The organism is Gelidimonas denitrificans (assembly GCF_055694065.1).
This window is the reverse complement of record NZ_CM146350.1, coordinates 2,084,535-2,099,140: the sequence shown is the minus strand read 5'-3', so window position 1 is coordinate 2,099,140 and position 14,606 is coordinate 2,084,535. Positions and strand designations below refer to the sequence as shown.

Genomic DNA, 14,606 nt, shown 5'->3' with positions numbered 1-14,606 from the left:
CTAAAAATAAATAAAATCAGGGGTATGCCATAAAACACAGCGATTCCCGCAGCATTCAATTGCGGCAACGAAAATTACCAGGCGGTGTATAAGATTCCGCCCCGGCGCAAGCCAATACACAACAACCCCGGACTCCCAGCGAGTTCGCCAGGCAAGGAAATGACAGCATGAGCATATCGGCGATTGAATCAGTACTGCAACAATTGCGCGCCACCGCGCAGGCCGCGGGCGGCGCGTCGTCCGCGCCCGCACCGACAGCCGGCGTCAGCTTCGCCGACGAGTTGAAAAAATCGCTGGCGCGCGTCAGCGATGCGCAGCAAAACGCCTACGGCCAGGCGCAGGATTTCGAGCTTGGCAAGCCCGGCGTCGCCTTGAACGACGTGATGGTCGATCTGCAAAAAGCCAACATCGGTTTTCAGATGAGTCTGCAAGTGCGCAACAAACTGGTGGCCGCCTACCAGGAAATCATGAACATACCGGCGTGATCAGTAGTGTCGGCCTGCGTGCCTGCATTGGCTTGCACTTCTCCCTGACTTTGCCATCATACGTAGTTTGCGTATAATTCATTTTATGCAAGCCACCTTTTTCGAGACCAAATCTTTTACTGCTTCCATTCCTGAATATCTTGCCGATGATGCGTATCGAGAACTCCAGCAGGTGTTGTTAAAAAATCCGATGACCGGCGATGTCATGCCGGGAACCGGCGGGTTTCGCAAAATGCGGTGGGCGGACAGCCGCCGGGGGAAGGGCAAGCGTGGCGGATTGCGGGTGATTTACTACTGGCTAGCCCAGGATAAGCAAATATGGATGTTCGCAATTTATGGCAAGGATGAAATGGCAGATCTGTCCGCTGCCGAAAAGAAGGCTCTCAAGAATGCGATTGAGGCCGAATTGAAATCACGAGGATCACCATGAAAAAGCGCAGCTTGTTTAATGAATTGATGGAAGGCGTCCAGGGCATGGAGGCGGCCCGCGAAGGCAAAATAACCTTGCGTTCATTCACCGTCAAGGCGGACCCTGCTCCTGTAGTAACGCCGGAAGAATTGGTCCAGCTGCGCGATCGGCTGCATGTGTCGCGCGCGGTATTTGCCCGATATCTACGCACCAATGTGCGCACGGTCGAGGGCTGGGAGCAGGGTAGGGCCAAGCCAAACGCCCAGGCGGCCCTGCTGATCAAGCTCGTGGAGAAATATCCGGAGACGGTTAAGCACCTGGCCACGATCTGAATCTAGCCTCTTGTTAATTGCCGGTCTGCCGCACTGTCGCAACGAACCGATACGAAATATTTTCAACTTTCCCTGCATTTACCCTAGAAGTTTTCGAGTTGCCTGCCGCTAACATAAATAACGAAGGCTTACTTGTCCCTATAAAAGGTAAGCCCAGCGTTGCGGCGAGTTAGCCGAATCCCTCAACAACTTTAGCAGGAGTCCTATCATGGGTTCAGTCATCAACACCAATGCCCTCTCGTTGCTCACACAGAACAACCTGAACAAATCGCAATCTGCATTGAACACGTCGATCCAGCGCCTGTCTTCCGGCCTGCGCATCAACAGCGCCAAGGACGATGCCGCCGGCCAGGCGATCGCCAACCGTTTCACCGCCAGCATCAAGGGCCTGACGCAAGCCTCGCGCAATGCCAACGACGGCATCTCGCTGGCGCAGACCACCGAAGGTGCATTGAACGAAATCAACACCAATTTGCAGCGCATCCGCGAACTGACAGTGCAGTCGGCCAACGGCAGCAACTCCGCAGAAGACAAGTCGTCAATCCAGGCTGAAATTACCCAGCGCCTCGATGAAATCCAACGTACCTCGGATCAGACTGACTTTAACGGCGTAAAAGTACTTAAGGATGGAGTGACTTCTCTGAAAGTTCAAGTCGGTGCCAATGACAGTCAAACCATCGAGATTAATTTGAAGGCTATCAATCCAGCAAAGTTGGGTTTGGCTGGCTTTAAGGTGATGGATGGGATTGACACGTCAAAGGTTGCTGGTACGGCCGAAGTCGCTACTGCTGTGACTGCAGTGGCTGGCGTGACTGGTCATGCAGCTGTGACCGGGGTCGCTGAAGTGTTTGCGGCAACTTTCGGTGCAACCACTGACGCTGATACCGTGGCGTTTGACGGCGTTTCATTCGCTCTAACTGCTGCACAGACTGGCACACAAAATGCTACGGCTTATACGGCCGCATACAACGCGATAGCAATCGGTTCCAGAGGTTTCACTGCTGCAGCGGTTGGTGCCGTTGTTACCTTTACGCAAAACACTGCTGGCAATATTGCTGATAAGACAAGCGCGGATTTTGTAGTTGGCAGCGGCGGTGCCGGTACTGATACAACGGTATCAGTCGCAGCGCCGACTGCCCAAGGTGTTACCGCAGTTGCGGCACTTGCCTCAGTTGTTGCGGTGGCTGCGCGCCCTGCGTTGACGGGTGTCGACAATGGAAAAGTATTTGCCTACTCTGGCGGCACTGAAGGCGGTACGTCAGGCTTTGTGATCAAAGACTCAGTCGGCGGCGTTAACTCGTATTTCAATGCCTCCATTGGTGCTGACGGGGCGGTCACGCGCGGTGATGCTTTGGCGACGACTACGGCCACCGCTGATCCCCTGGAAACTTTGGATGCAGCGCTCAAAACGGTTGACACACTGCGCGGCGCACTGGGTGCTGTGCAAAACCGTTTCGATTCGATCATCTCCAACCTCGGCACCACGATCACCAACCTGTCTTCTTCACGTTCGCGCATCGAAGATGCAGACTACGCAACTGAAGTGTCGAACATGACACGCGCGCAGATCCTGCAACAGGCGGGTACTTCAGTGTTGGCCAAGGCCAACCAGTCGACCCAAGGCGTGATGGCGCTGTTGCAATAATCCAGCGCATTCGCCCACGGTTAGCCGTGGGCGACAATGGAGCGGCGGCCGAAGCTGGCCGCCGTTTGCAAGCGGTCAGACAATCGGGTCAAAACAGCGAACCCGATTGCGCTGCCCGGTCCCGCTTGATGTTTTCAGGCGTGAGCGGGCAGCGCTAATAATAAAACAGCGGGAGAACGGGAAATGTCGATTTCAACAGGTTCGATCGGTGCAGTCGTTGCTGCGCCGATCACTGCGGCCGATGGCTTGCAGCGCAGTCAGAATGCAGCGCAGCCGGCGACCGGCAGCGGCGCGCAAGGGGCGGGATTCACGGGATTCAATCCGGCCGCAGCCAAAGTGCAAGCTGACATGCCCAATATCCCGGCAACTAAAGTTGCTACGGACACAAAGGAGGGCGAAGCTGTCAAACACAGCGCCGAGCAGACCCGGCAATCGTTGCAGGACATCAACAAGGTGCTGTCCGGCTTGTCGATCAGCGTGCAGTTCCAGATCGACCCCAATTACAAAGATGTGATCGTCAAAGTAGTCGATCAGGAAAGCGGCAAGTTGATCCGCCAGATTCCGACCGAGGATGTGGTGCGCATCTCCAAGGCGATGGACAACCTGAAAGGGTTGTTGTTCGCGCAGTCGGTGTGATTTTGGTGAATTTGGTAGGTTGGGTGAGCGTAGCGTAACCCGACATTCTTCCCCGTCGCAGATGTCGGGGCAGTTTTGTAAGTTAGGCGATGAAGCCGCTTACCCAACCTACGGTGTTACGGTGCAACGGTGTACACCATTGCACGTTAAATGAACAGGAAAGACAGGAACTCATATGGCTGCAATTTCTTCTCTGGGCGTCGGCTCGAATCTGGACCTGACTACCTTGCTGGCGAATCTGAAGACCGGCGAGCAGACGCCGCTGATTGCGCTTCAGCGCCAGCAAACCAGTTACACCGCCAAGCTGTCGGCTTACGGCCAGCTCAACAGTGCGTTGAGCGTGCTGGAAACCGCATCGGCGGCACTGGCCAAGCCGGCCCTGTTTGAAGGCGTGAAGGCAACTTCAAGCGCCACCGATGTACTGAGCGCCACCGCCGCGTCCAGCACGCCGAGCGGCACTTATGCGGTGAACGTGACGCAACTGGCGCAGGCGCAGTCGCTGGCAACGGCTGGCGTGGCCACTACCGATACCGCGATTGGCACGATTGCCGGCACGGTGACGATAGACTTCGGCACCATTTCCGGCGCTACGGCGGACCCCGATACCGGCAAATTCACCGGAGCGACTTTTACCGCAGACTCTGCTCGCACTGGGACGCCGATCACCATCGCCGCCGGCAGCACGCTGGAAGAGATTCGCGACGCGATCAATGACAACGCTGACATCGGGGTGACCGCCTCGATCGTCAACGATGGCAGCGCCTCGCCGAACCGACTGGTATTGACCTCGACACAAACCGGCAAAACATCGAGCATGAAAATTACGGTCACTGGCGATGATGCCTTGAAGAGCTTGCTGGCGAATGACCCGGCGGGCCTGCCTGCTGCCCAGTTGCAGCAAACCGTACTCGCACAAAATACGGAATTGACAGTCAACGGCATCGCCATCACCAGCGCCACCAAGAGCGTGGAGGATGCGATCCAGGACGTCACGATGACCGTGACCAAGATCGGCACCAGCACCTTGTCGGTGCAGAACGATACCGCCAGCGTGCAAGCTGCAGTTTCCACTTTCGTCAGTGCGTACAACAATTTGCAAAGCATCTCCACGAAATTGACCGCGTATGACGCCGACAGCCAGTCAGGTGGCGCGCTGCTGGGGGATTCAACCCTGCGCAACATTCAGGTGCGCATCCGGTCGGCGCTGACTTCCGCGCAGACGGACGATGGCAGCGGCCTGACGATGTTGTCGCATATCGGCGTCGCGTTCCAGAAAGACGGCACGCTGGCTACCGATGCGGCCAAGCTGACGGCGGCGCTGGGCAGTAAAATGGACGGGGTGGCAAATCTGTTTTCCGGCAGCGGCGGCTTTGGCACTCAGATGGCGTCGATGATCAGCGGTTTTACCGACACCACTGACGGGACGTTGACGGCGGCTACCAAGGGCATCAATACGACGCTGGATACGCTGGGCAAGCAATACACGGTCACCTCGGAGCGGATCGACGCCACGATGGCGCGCTACAAAGCCCAGTTTACCCAACTCGACGTGCTGATCAGCACGATGAATTCGACCAGTTCCTATCTGACGCAGCAGTTCGATGCGATGAATAACGACGATTCCAATTAAGGTCAAGCCATGTATGCACGCAAACCGGCATTTGGCAATGGTGCCAGTGCTTATGCCAAGATCGGCCTCGAAACTGCGGTCATGAGCGCATCGCCGCACCAGTTGGTCGCAATGCTGTTCAACGGTGCCAAGATGTCGATCAGCATGGCGCGCCATCACATGGCGAGCGGTGAAATCGCAGCCAAGGGCAATGCGATTTCGAAGGCCATCAATATCATCGATAACGGCCTGAAGACCAGCATCGACGCCGAGGCGGGCGGCGCGGACGGCGCTGCGTTGGCGGCCAATGTGTCGGCGCTGTACGATTACATCATCCAGCGCCTGATGTATGCTAACTTGCGCAACGACCCGGAATTGCTCAATGAAGCCGAGCGCTTGCTGGAAAACATCAGCTCCGCCTGGAATGAAATCGGCGTCAAGCAGCCAACCCCGCAGCCGGATGCGATGCCAGCGGCGGCCCGTCTATCCATAAGAGAGTGATATGGCAAATCAAAGCGCAGTTATAGATTGTTACGAGCAAATTGCGCCATTAGTGGCACGCATGCTGACGCTGGCGCGTGTCGGCAACTGGGATGCACTGGTGACGCTGGAGGCGCAGTTTCATGCCGACATCGAACGCCTCAAGGTAATGGACCCGACGGATACTCTGGATCAAATGCAACTGGCGCAAAAGCACCGGTTGTTGAAGCGGATACTTGCCGACGACGCTGAAATCCGCAACCTGATCTCGCCGCAAATGGCGCGTCTGGGCGCATTGCTGGGCAGCATGCATCAACAGCAAAATTTGCAGCAGACTTACGGCGGGTAGTTTTGCTCCTCTCTCCCGCTTGCGGGAGAGAGGCCGGGAGAGAGGGAGTCGGTAAACATTCCGACCGGATTATGTGGCGATGCGATCAGGGTTGTGTTTTGATTTGGCCGACCTTTGCCATTGCGAATACCCTCTCCCCAACCCTCTCCCGCAAGCGGGCGAGGGGGCTTTTTCTCCCATCTTGTTTGGGGAACGCTTGAAGTTTTGCTCCTCTCTCCCGCTTGTGGGAAAGAGGTAAGTTAGCCACTGATGGCTAAATACCTGCCAATTTTAAAATCAGCGATGCGTGATTACTTATGAGCGGTCTGACGACTCTGGTCGATACCATGCTGGCATCCAAGTTGAGCGAGCGCATTGATCTGTTGCCGCTGAGGCCGGAAACGAAAGTCGGCGGCCCGGAAGCCGTCACCAGCACCGAGAAAATAAACAATGACATCCGGCTGCCGTCGCGTGAAGCGATGCTGCGCCAACTCGGAACCGGACTAATCGATGCGCACGGTGCCACCGCCACGCCGCACGCATCACACGCTTCCGCCAACACTACGTTGAGCGCCGCTGCGCGTGCGATTAGCGCAATTCTCGGCCCGACGCCCGGCGTCGCCAGCGCGGTGCGTGGCAGCGCTCCGGTCTGGCCGCTGCCGGCAGCGCCCATAGCGCCGCAACTGGCGGCGGCGCTGGCCCGCACCGTGGCTGCCAGCGGCCTGTTTTATGAATCCCATTTATCGCAATTCGCCATGGGCGCGCACACATTAACCGCCTTGGCGCAGGAACCGCAGGCGCGGTTGGGGTCGCTGGCGCCAGCGGGTGCGGAATTGTTGCGTAGTCCAGCAACGCCGGTGCCGGTGCCAGCGCCGCAAGCCGGTTTGCTGGCAACATTGCAGGACGGTATTGCCAGTTTGCCAGCGCCGCTGCCTATGTCCGCAGCTGCGGGTAGCGCGAACCCGGCCGCTATAGCAGTGCCGCCCGGCGGCGGCGCCGAGGCTGCAGCGGATGCGCCGTCACCTGCGCAGAATGCCAGCGCAGCGCATCGCCCTACGCCTGCCAGCGTAGCCGCTGCCTACCATGCCACCGGCGCCGTCGTTTTGCCGCAACGGGATGCGCCGCTGCAGCATTTGGCCGAAGCGGTTTCCGATGCGGCCCAGCAGCCGACCGCTTCCGAGGCCGCCCGCGCCGGCAGCCAAACCGCCGCAGGCATCCATCCGGATGCGGTGCTGCTGGTGCGCCAGCAACTGGAATTGCTGGCGGTGCCGGTGTTTCGCTGGAGCGGCGAAGTGTGGCCGGGTACGCAGATGGATTGGGAACTCAGCGAAGAGCGCGGCAATCAGCAAGAAGGTGACGAGAAGCAAGCCGCACCGCGCACCTGGCAAACCCGCCTGACCATGACTTTGCCCACCCTCGGTGCCATCGAGGTGCGCCTGAGTCTGGCCAATACGCAACTGCAAGCGCATCTGGCAGCAGGCGAAGAGGCCAGCATTGCATTGCTGCGCAACGACGGCGACGACTTGCGTGCGCGTTTCGCTGCTGCGGGCCTGCAACTGACAGGCTTGCAGATCGCTTCCCTCGATTCCTCTCCCGTAAGCGGGAGCGAGGGCGAGGGCTGAAAAATTAACCTCGGAATCCGATAATGCGGGGGGTATAGGAAAAAATAGCACAACATCCGCTGTATTTTGTAGCGATAAGCTAAAATACATGGATTGGTATATTTTTCTTGTGAAGCGCGGAGCGGTGGCCGCGTCATCTATATTGGACACGTTAATGGAGGGGCGATGGAGAGTAAGCGACCGGATCGCCAAAGCGCTGTAGCGTTATCTTATGCGGCCAAGGACAAGGCGCCGGTGGTGGTGGCGAAAGGGTACGGCGTGGTGGCCGAATCGATTGTGCAGCGCGCCCGGGAGAATGGCTTGTATGTGCATGAATCGCCCGAATTGCTGAACTTGCTGATGCATGTCGATCTGGACGATCAGATTCCGCCATCTCTGTATTTGGCAGTAGCCGAGTTGCTGGCATGGCTGTATCGCCTGGACGCCGGGTTGCCGCAGCAGACGCCGCCACACAACAAAGAGTGAAGCCTTGTTACTATCCTCTCTCCCGGCGGTCAGCGACGCGAGAACAGTGCGTTTTCGCTATCGTAATATCGCTTGGTTGATATGCAATGGAATATAAATAATGGATGCAAAAAATTTACCGCCGCAACCTGTTCTGGAAACATTCGAGCAATTTCCGGTGGGCGATGCGCTTGCCGCTTTAGAGGATTTTCGTATTACGCATCCGAAGGAGGTCGGCAGCGTGTTGCGACAATTGATGAGTCGCAAGGATTTTCTTACCGTGGAAAGCGGCAATCGTCCGCATAGCATCGTTACCCGCATTTTGGCGGTGGATCAAAATGCGGGTTTTTTCATTTACGATTGCAGTGTCGACCAGATCTACAATCGATCCATGCTGGAATCGGAGGAGAATTATTTCTCTGCCACACAGGACGGTGTCCGCATCCAGTTCGTTTGCGGGCAGCCGGAGCAGTGCGAGTTTGAAGGTGCGTTTGCATTTCGCTCGCCGCTTCCGCTGAATTTGTACCGGATGCAACGTCGTGAGTTTTTCCGGATTGAGACTCCGCTCATGGAGCCATATCGTTGTATGGTGAATTTGCCCGACAAGCGCCAGATAGCTTTTGATATTTTCGATCTGTCGCTCAATGGCGTGGGCCTGCGCTCAAAGGACCCGACGCTGGGCGAGTTGCTGATTGGCACCGTACTGAGCAAGGCAGTGCTGGATTGCCGCAAGATGAGCAAGATGGAGACTGATCTGAAGATAACGTATATGCACAACATTCGGGGGAGCAACAATCCGATCTACCATTTCGGTTGCCGTTTTGAGCGTTTTCCGAAATCGAAAGAGTCAGATTTGCAGCGGATGATTACCTATCTCGAACTGGCGCGTAGAGGGCGTCGCGACTAGGTAGCCCGGATTTTATTGCAATATCGCCTGTTGCGCGGGTGGTACAACTATGTTGCGTAAGTATTACTGGCTCATATCATTTCAGATAACGATTGCGCTGCTTTTGCATGTGGGCAAAGCCAGCTGACGCGTGCTTTCAGGCCGTGATGGAAATTGTTTCAAGTAGCATGGTAAATAGCGGGTTTTCCAAGGCGGGAGGTCTGATTGCAATTATGGCGAGACATCAATGCGCTCTTGTTAAGTGTGATAACCATGCCACTATTTAATAAGCTGAAACGTGCCATTACACATAAAAAGTGATTGCTGAAAATTTTTTTATCGGAAATATTTAATAATTCCATTCCTGACAAAAAGTAATTCCAATCTGGTATATTTCCGTCCGACAAGTTATAGAATTGGTTTTAGTCTTGAGGAAAAACATGAACGGCAACGGCAATAGTACTGGCAATGGCATCGTGAATGAGATTGGGGAGGTCAACCTGTCTTATCTCCTGCTGGCACAGCGACTTCTCAGAGAAGACCGCGCGAGCGCAATGTTTCGCCTGGGATTGAGCATGGAGTTGGCCGAAATACTGGGAAGTCTGTCGCTATCACAAGTCGTGAAGCTGGCTTCTTCAAGCCTTCTGTTGTGTCGTTTCCGGTTTGATGACCATGCCATCCTTTCTGCACTGACGCACGATGGCAAAAACATAGCATTGCAACAGGCGCATGCAGCTATTTTGCTGGCCGGGCAAGCGGTTGAAGAGATTCGCTGATGCCTTGCATTAACTGCCTTCTGGTTTTTCGTATGGACCAGCACATCTGACTGTTATGGCTAGAAAAAGCGTAATTTTGGAAGCGCAAGATATCCATCTTGCGATTGACTTGATCAATTTGGGTGCACGCCTGCAGTTCCTGGAGGCGGAAACCAGTCTGAGCCGGGATCGGCTGATTAAACTATACAAGGAAATCAAGGGCGTTTCGCCACCCAAGGGATTGTTGCCATTTTCGACTGATTGGTTTATGACATGGCGGGCCAATATCCACTCGTCGATGTTCTACAATATTTATCGTTTCATGACAACGCACGGGCAATGCAAGCAGATCGTCGCAATCATCAAAAGCTACCGCCTTTATCTTGAACAGATCAAGTTGCAGGCAAGCGAACCTATCCTGGACTTTACCCGGGCCTGGACCTTGGTACGCTTCTTCGATAGCGGCATGTTGCAGTTAAGTACCTGCACCCGATGCAGCGGACATTTCATTGCACATGCCCACGATCCGCAGAGCGCTTTTGTCTGCGTACTATGCCGTCCTCCATCGCGCGCCGGAAAAACCCGCAAATGGGCACTTAACAGCGCTGTAGTTGATAGCCGCCTGGATGCTGTCGTTGCCGCCAAGCCATTGCCGAAGCCGGTTGTGACTCCTCCCTTGGAAACCTTGCCTGAAAGATGGCTGCTGTAGGGTTGTCAGAGTTGTATGCTTAATGACTTTTTCAGGGAGATTGGATAGTGCTAGTTATAGTCGGCTATATAGTTGTGATGGTATCTGTATTTGGCGGTTATGGCTTGTTGGGAGGGCATTTCGCTGCGCTCTACCAGCCCGTGGAACTATTGATTATCGGCGGATCAGGATTCGGCTCGTTTATCGTGGGTAACAATGCCAAGACAATTCGCGCCACGTTCAAAAGGCTGCCTAAAGTTTTGCACAGTTCAAAGCATAACAAGGCGCTGTATATGGACTTGATGGCGCTCCTGTATGTGTTGCTGGCAAAAGGACGCAAAGACGGCATGCTGGCACTCGAATCCGACATTGACGATCCGGCCAACAGCCCGGTATTTAGCCAATACCCGCTGATTCTTAAAGATACCCAGGTGATCGAGTTTCTTACCGATTATCTGCGCTTGATTGTCAGCGGCAACATGGACCCGTTCGAAATCGAATCGCTGATCGACCACGAAATAGAAACCTATGAGCACGAAGCCGAACTGCCTGTACACAGCCTGTCAAGAGTCGGCGATGCGTTGCCGGCATTGGGCATTGTGGCTGCTGTATTGGGGGTAGTGCATGCTTTGGGTTCGGCCGATTTGCCGCCTGCTGAATTGGGTCTGTTGATTGCGAATGCGATGGTTGGCACCTTTCTTGGCGTTTTACTGGCCTATGGTTTTGTGTCGCCGCTGGCTTCGCTGATCCAGCAACAGGTGAGCGAATCGATAAAACTATATCAATGCATTAAGGTGACTTTGCTGGCGAGTCTGAACGGCTATGCGCCGCAACTGGCTGTGGAGTTTGGCCGCAAGGTCCTGTATTCAACCGAACGCCCTACATTTTCCGAGTTGGATGAGCATGTACGCCAAGTCAAGAATCGTTAGGCCGTACCGGTTCGGGATGGAGACGGCATGAACGGGCATAAACAACGCATCATCATCAAACGTGCCCCAGCGGGCAAGCACCAGGCGCATGGCGGTGCCTGGAAAATTGCCTATGCAGATTTCATGACGGCAATGTTTGCGCTGTTTCTGGTGTTGTGGCTGTTGTCGATTTCCAAGCCGGAGCAGGTTGGTGGCATCGCCGAATATTTTCGCACTCCCCTCAAAGTGGCGATCACTGGTGGCCAAAAAAGTGGCACCAGTACCAGCGTGATTCCTGGCGGCGGTACCGATCCAACCCATAAAGACGGTGAAGTGAGTCTGTCAAATGAGGGTGCGGAAGATGCTGCCGATGTCGAGCGCTTGGAGAACCTCAAGGAGCGCCTCGACCAGATGATCGAGGCCAGTCCCATTCTCAAGCAATTTCGCCCGCAATTGCTGATCGACATTACCAGCGAAGGATTGCGGATTCAGATAGTCGATAGCCAGAATCGGCCGATGTTCGATCTTTCCAGCGCAACTGTTAAGCCATACATGAGCGTCATTTTGCGTGAAATTGCCCCTGTGCTGAATGAATTACCCAATAAAATTACCCTGTCCGGGCATACCGATGCGACACAGTATGTCTTGGCTCAAAAATCTTACAGTAACTGGGAATTGTCGGCTGATCGCGCGAATGCATCAAGACGGGAACTGGTTGCCGGCGGTTTGCTCGATCCGAAAGTGCTACGGGTAATGGGTGTCGCTTCAACCATGCATCTGAACAAACACAATGCGATGGACCCGATCAATCGCCGCATCAGCCTTGTCGTTCTGAATCGTCAAGCTCAGGAACGAATCGAACAGGAAAATGCCAGCCAGCCCAGAGGGCAGATCGATAGCAAGTCAGCTGCGTCTGGTCAATTGAGCGCTATTGTGCCGGCTGTACCTGCTTCACATTTACCCCAATCCCAGGTTGTTCCGAAACCCTCAGCAGCCAAGCTTTGATCCAGAGTAGGGTTGCCGTTTTACGCATATTCAAGAATCAGGTCTTTCTGCGTAATCCGTCAGGGCGAACAGTTCATTGCAGCTTGCGCAAATTGCTTCCGGCTGCGGATAAAACACTACGCCATATGGCCTGTTTTCAGGTTGCATTGCGCATATCGCAAATACGCTGAACAAACCATACTTTCATGGCATCTCCATGCTAGTCGCATATCACTTTTCTTGGTCAGCCGCCGTTAGCCTTACAATATGACGCTATGAGCAAAGCCTTTGTAAAAGAGACGGATGACGATGATGACGACGCTTGGGAAATCGCGTCGGCGATTCCTGCTGGCTCGAAAAATTACATGACGCCGGCCGGGCATCAGCGCATCAAGGAAGAGTTGCTGCAGTTGATTGATGTTGCTCGTCCGGAAGTGGTGCAGATCGTGTCGTGGGCGGCCAGCAACGGCGATCGTTCGGAGAATGGCGACTATATTTATGGCAAGCGGCGTTTGCGCGAGATCGATCGCCGCATCCGTTTTTTGACCAAGCGGCTGGATCTGGCTGAAGTGGTCGATCCGAGCGTTCACTATGGACTGGACCAGGTTTTTTTCGGCGCCACGGTGACGTATCAGAATCAAGCCGGCGCAGAGGTCACGGTGACCATTGTCGGGATCGACGAGCTTGATCCGCTGCATGGCAAGATCAGCTGGATTTCGCCAGTAGCCAGAGCGCTTACCAAGGCCCAAGAGGGCGATTCGGTGATCCTGAAGACGCCTTTGGGCATCGATCAACTGGAGATTCTTACGGTTAGTTATCCCGCCCCCGGGGTTGCTATCTGAGCAGTACGATTTTGGGGTGGTAGCATGGGGTTTGCTTGCGCATCGGGCTCCATTTAACTCTCACATCACCCTATTCAATATGACTTTTACCTATTCCCGTTTGAATCATCCCTTGCGCGTGCCGTTGGCTGCCGAGGTGCATTCCCGTCCTTCTTTGCGTCTGTCTGCTTGGGAAAATCTGACCCATCTTGCGGTTTATGCGCAGGGCGATAGCAAGGTTAGCAATGACAATCTTGCGCTACAGCATAAAATCCTCTCTGATTTGTGCACCTATTTCGGGGTCGCCGCGCCAGCAGGGGAGGCCAAGTATTTCTTTCACGATTTTGGCCAGTTTCGCCTGCAATGGGAATGTCATACCGAATTCGCCACCTACACTTTTGCCAAAATTCACGTTGAGCAGTTTGCCATGGGCGATGTATTTGATCACATGCCTCTGACGCTGATTCCACAGGGCTGGCTGCTGGGTTTGGAAGGGAAATTGATGGTTGCAGCGCATGTGGCGCTGGGGCTGGCGGCACCGCTGGATGCAACAGTATTGTCGGGCCTGCGCAGTGTTCTCGAGAGCGACGTGCTGGTCGGCAGCACCGTTTTGCAAGGTGGTGAAGTGTGGACCGATTTTCTGGTCAAGGCGGATGGCTTTAGCCGCTTCGTGATTCGGGATCTCGGCTTTCAGTCGCAAGAGGCGGGGCGGGTGGTGCAGCGCGTGCTGGAGGTGGAAACTTATCGCATGATGGCGTTGCTGGGTTTGCCGCACGCACAATATGCAGCGCCGCTTTTGAACGATGTCGAAAGTGAGTTGACGGCGCTCACGGCAACCATGACCGATACCGATGCGGCGATTCTGGAGGCGTTGTCGAGCGACGCTGATGATGAGCAGATTTTGTTGCGTAACATTACTGGATTAGCGGCACGGATTGAAAAGCTGTCGATGGATAACAGCTACCGTTTTGCCGCCTCGCAAGCGTATTTCAGGCTGGTCAAGGCGCGCATTGAAGAGCTGCGTGAAATCCGGATTGATGGCGTGCCGACGGTGGACGAGTTCATGGCGCGCCGCCTGTCGCCTGCGATGAATACTTGCGAATCGATAGTGCGCCGTCAGGAAGCATTGGCCGAGCGGATTGCGCATACCAATGACTTGCTCAGAACCCGGGTCGGCATCGTGCAGGAGCGCCAGAACAGAAAAATCCTGGAGTCCTTGAATGCCCGTGCGGCGCAGCAATTGCGCCTGCAACAAGCGGTAGAAGGTTTGTCCGTGGTGGCGATTTCGTATTACCTAGCAGGCTTGATCGGCTATGTGGGAAAGGCGATGAAAGCGGGTGGATTGCCCGTCAATCCGGATGTGGCGACCGGTATTCTGGTGCCGGTAATCGCGGTCGGGGTTTGGCTGGGCTTGCGCCGCATGCACAAGCACGTAGGGCGTCAATAGCGTAGCGTATTGCGCCGTCTGTTAGTGTTCAGAAAGTCGGCGCCACTGGATACTAGGCGCGTCGATAGTCGTGCATTGTTGCGGTTGTGCGTAGGCATTCGGCGCAATGCGCTTCGCTTATTGCGCC

The 14,606-nt window shown here is 55.0% G+C and carries 17 protein-coding genes; all 17 read left to right on the top strand.

Features of this window, described 5'->3' with window-relative positions; translation table 11 throughout:
- Positions 1-167: 167 nt before the first annotated feature.
- The 17 genes from fliE to FKCLFG_RS09705 all read left to right on the top strand — a co-directional run bounded on the left by fliE (position 168) and on the right by FKCLFG_RS09705 (position 14,479).
- Positions 168-485, top strand: a complete 318-nt coding sequence (gene fliE, locus FKCLFG_RS09785) for a flagellar hook-basal body complex protein FliE (protein ID WP_472612908.1) — start codon at positions 168-170, stop codon at positions 483-485.
- An 85-nt stretch (positions 486-570) separates the two neighbouring features.
- On the top strand, positions 571-915 hold the full coding sequence (locus FKCLFG_RS09780) for a toxin (RefSeq protein ID WP_472612907.1): 345 nt from the start codon (positions 571-573) through the stop codon (positions 913-915).
- A complete protein-coding gene (locus FKCLFG_RS09775; RefSeq protein WP_472612906.1) occupies positions 912-1,226 on the top strand; it encodes a helix-turn-helix domain-containing protein in 315 nt (104 codons plus the stop codon). Before FKCLFG_RS09780 ends, FKCLFG_RS09775 begins: the two co-directional genes overlap by 4 nt.
- 208 nt (positions 1,227-1,434) lie before the next feature.
- On the top strand, positions 1,435-2,871 hold the full coding sequence (locus tag FKCLFG_RS09770; protein ID WP_472612905.1) for a flagellin N-terminal helical domain-containing protein: 1,437 nt from the start codon (positions 1,435-1,437) through the stop codon (positions 2,869-2,871).
- Between the two features lie 183 nt (positions 2,872-3,054).
- Positions 3,055-3,507, top strand: a complete 453-nt coding sequence (locus FKCLFG_RS09765) for a flagellar protein FlaG (protein ID WP_472612904.1) — start codon at positions 3,055-3,057, stop codon at positions 3,505-3,507.
- Positions 3,508-3,682: 175 nt separating this feature from the next.
- Positions 3,683-5,137: a flagellar filament capping protein FliD gene (fliD, locus tag FKCLFG_RS09760; RefSeq protein ID WP_472612903.1), complete on the top strand. Its 1,455-nt coding sequence runs from the start codon at positions 3,683-3,685 to the stop codon at positions 5,135-5,137.
- A 9-nt stretch (positions 5,138-5,146) separates the two neighbouring features.
- The gene (gene fliS, locus FKCLFG_RS09755) at positions 5,147-5,617 is read left to right on the top strand and encodes a flagellar export chaperone FliS (protein ID WP_472612902.1); all 471 of its coding nucleotides are present in this window, start codon (positions 5,147-5,149) and stop codon (positions 5,615-5,617) included.
- Between the two features lies 1 nt (position 5,618).
- Positions 5,619-5,945 carry a flagellar protein FliT gene (locus tag FKCLFG_RS09750; RefSeq protein WP_472612901.1) on the top strand — a complete coding sequence of 109 codons (327 nt, stop codon included), beginning with the start codon at positions 5,619-5,621 and terminating at the stop codon, positions 5,943-5,945.
- A 296-nt stretch (positions 5,946-6,241) separates the two neighbouring features.
- Positions 6,242-7,546 carry a flagellar hook-length control protein FliK gene (gene fliK / locus FKCLFG_RS09745; protein WP_472612900.1) on the top strand — a complete coding sequence of 435 codons (1,305 nt, stop codon included), beginning with the start codon at positions 6,242-6,244 and terminating at the stop codon, positions 7,544-7,546.
- A 165-nt stretch (positions 7,547-7,711) separates the two neighbouring features.
- Positions 7,712-8,011 (top strand): EscU/YscU/HrcU family type III secretion system export apparatus switch protein, encoded by a 300-nt coding sequence (locus FKCLFG_RS09740; RefSeq protein ID WP_472612899.1) that lies wholly within the window; start codon positions 7,712-7,714, stop codon positions 8,009-8,011.
- A 100-nt stretch (positions 8,012-8,111) separates the two neighbouring features.
- Positions 8,112-8,897: a flagellar brake protein gene (locus FKCLFG_RS09735; protein WP_472612898.1), complete on the top strand. Its 786-nt coding sequence runs from the start codon at positions 8,112-8,114 to the stop codon at positions 8,895-8,897.
- A gap of 419 nt (positions 8,898-9,316) precedes the next feature.
- The gene (gene flhD, locus FKCLFG_RS09730; RefSeq protein WP_472612897.1) at positions 9,317-9,652 is read left to right on the top strand and encodes a flagellar transcriptional regulator FlhD; all 336 of its coding nucleotides are present in this window, start codon (positions 9,317-9,319) and stop codon (positions 9,650-9,652) included.
- A gap of 55 nt (positions 9,653-9,707) precedes the next feature.
- Entirely contained in the window at positions 9,708-10,340 is a 633-nt protein-coding gene (gene flhC / locus FKCLFG_RS09725; protein ID WP_472612896.1) for a flagellar transcriptional regulator FlhC, read from the top strand.
- A gap of 47 nt (positions 10,341-10,387) precedes the next feature.
- Positions 10,388-11,248, top strand: coding sequence for a flagellar motor stator protein MotA (gene motA / locus FKCLFG_RS09720; RefSeq protein WP_472612894.1), 861 nt, complete (start codon positions 10,388-10,390; stop codon positions 11,246-11,248).
- A 27-nt stretch (positions 11,249-11,275) separates the two neighbouring features.
- Positions 11,276-12,232, top strand: coding sequence for a flagellar motor protein MotB (motB, locus tag FKCLFG_RS09715; protein WP_472612893.1), 957 nt, complete (start codon positions 11,276-11,278; stop codon positions 12,230-12,232).
- Between the two features lie 254 nt (positions 12,233-12,486).
- Positions 12,487-13,053 (top strand): transcription elongation factor GreB, encoded by a 567-nt coding sequence (greB, locus tag FKCLFG_RS09710; RefSeq protein ID WP_472612892.1) that lies wholly within the window; start codon positions 12,487-12,489, stop codon positions 13,051-13,053.
- Between the two features lie 79 nt (positions 13,054-13,132).
- Positions 13,133-14,479: a DUF3422 family protein gene (locus FKCLFG_RS09705; protein WP_472612891.1), complete on the top strand. Its 1,347-nt coding sequence runs from the start codon at positions 13,133-13,135 to the stop codon at positions 14,477-14,479.
- Positions 14,480-14,606: the final 127 nt, after the last annotated feature.

Bases quoted from the DNA above. Each gene is read 5' to 3' on its own strand.
- greB (WP_472612892.1), top strand. From the start codon at position 12,487: ATGAGCAAAGCCTTTGTAAAAGAGACGGATGACGATGATGACGACGCT.
- FKCLFG_RS09740 (WP_472612899.1), top strand. From the start codon at position 7,712: ATGGAGAGTAAGCGACCGGATCGCCAAAGCGCTGTAGCGTTATCTTAT.
- FKCLFG_RS09750 (WP_472612901.1), top strand. From the start codon at position 5,619: ATGGCAAATCAAAGCGCAGTTATAGATTGTTACGAGCAAATTGCGCCA.
- flhD (WP_472612897.1), top strand. From the start codon at position 9,317: ATGAACGGCAACGGCAATAGTACTGGCAATGGCATCGTGAATGAGATT.
- FKCLFG_RS09735 (WP_472612898.1), top strand. From the start codon at position 8,112: ATGGATGCAAAAAATTTACCGCCGCAACCTGTTCTGGAAACATTCGAG.
- fliD (WP_472612903.1), top strand. From the start codon at position 3,683: ATGGCTGCAATTTCTTCTCTGGGCGTCGGCTCGAATCTGGACCTGACT.
- FKCLFG_RS09770 (WP_472612905.1), top strand. From the start codon at position 1,435: ATGGGTTCAGTCATCAACACCAATGCCCTCTCGTTGCTCACACAGAAC.
- FKCLFG_RS09780 (WP_472612907.1), top strand. From the start codon at position 571: ATGCAAGCCACCTTTTTCGAGACCAAATCTTTTACTGCTTCCATTCCT.
- fliK (WP_472612900.1), top strand. From the start codon at position 6,242: ATGAGCGGTCTGACGACTCTGGTCGATACCATGCTGGCATCCAAGTTG.
- fliE (WP_472612908.1), top strand. From the start codon at position 168: ATGAGCATATCGGCGATTGAATCAGTACTGCAACAATTGCGCGCCACC.
- motB (WP_472612893.1), top strand. From the start codon at position 11,276: ATGAACGGGCATAAACAACGCATCATCATCAAACGTGCCCCAGCGGGC.
- fliS (WP_472612902.1), top strand. From the start codon at position 5,147: ATGTATGCACGCAAACCGGCATTTGGCAATGGTGCCAGTGCTTATGCC.
- flhC (WP_472612896.1), top strand. From the start codon at position 9,708: ATGGCTAGAAAAAGCGTAATTTTGGAAGCGCAAGATATCCATCTTGCG.
- FKCLFG_RS09705 (WP_472612891.1), top strand. From the start codon at position 13,133: ATGACTTTTACCTATTCCCGTTTGAATCATCCCTTGCGCGTGCCGTTG.
- FKCLFG_RS09765 (WP_472612904.1), top strand. From the start codon at position 3,055: ATGTCGATTTCAACAGGTTCGATCGGTGCAGTCGTTGCTGCGCCGATC.
- FKCLFG_RS09775 (WP_472612906.1), top strand. From the start codon at position 912: ATGAAAAAGCGCAGCTTGTTTAATGAATTGATGGAAGGCGTCCAGGGC.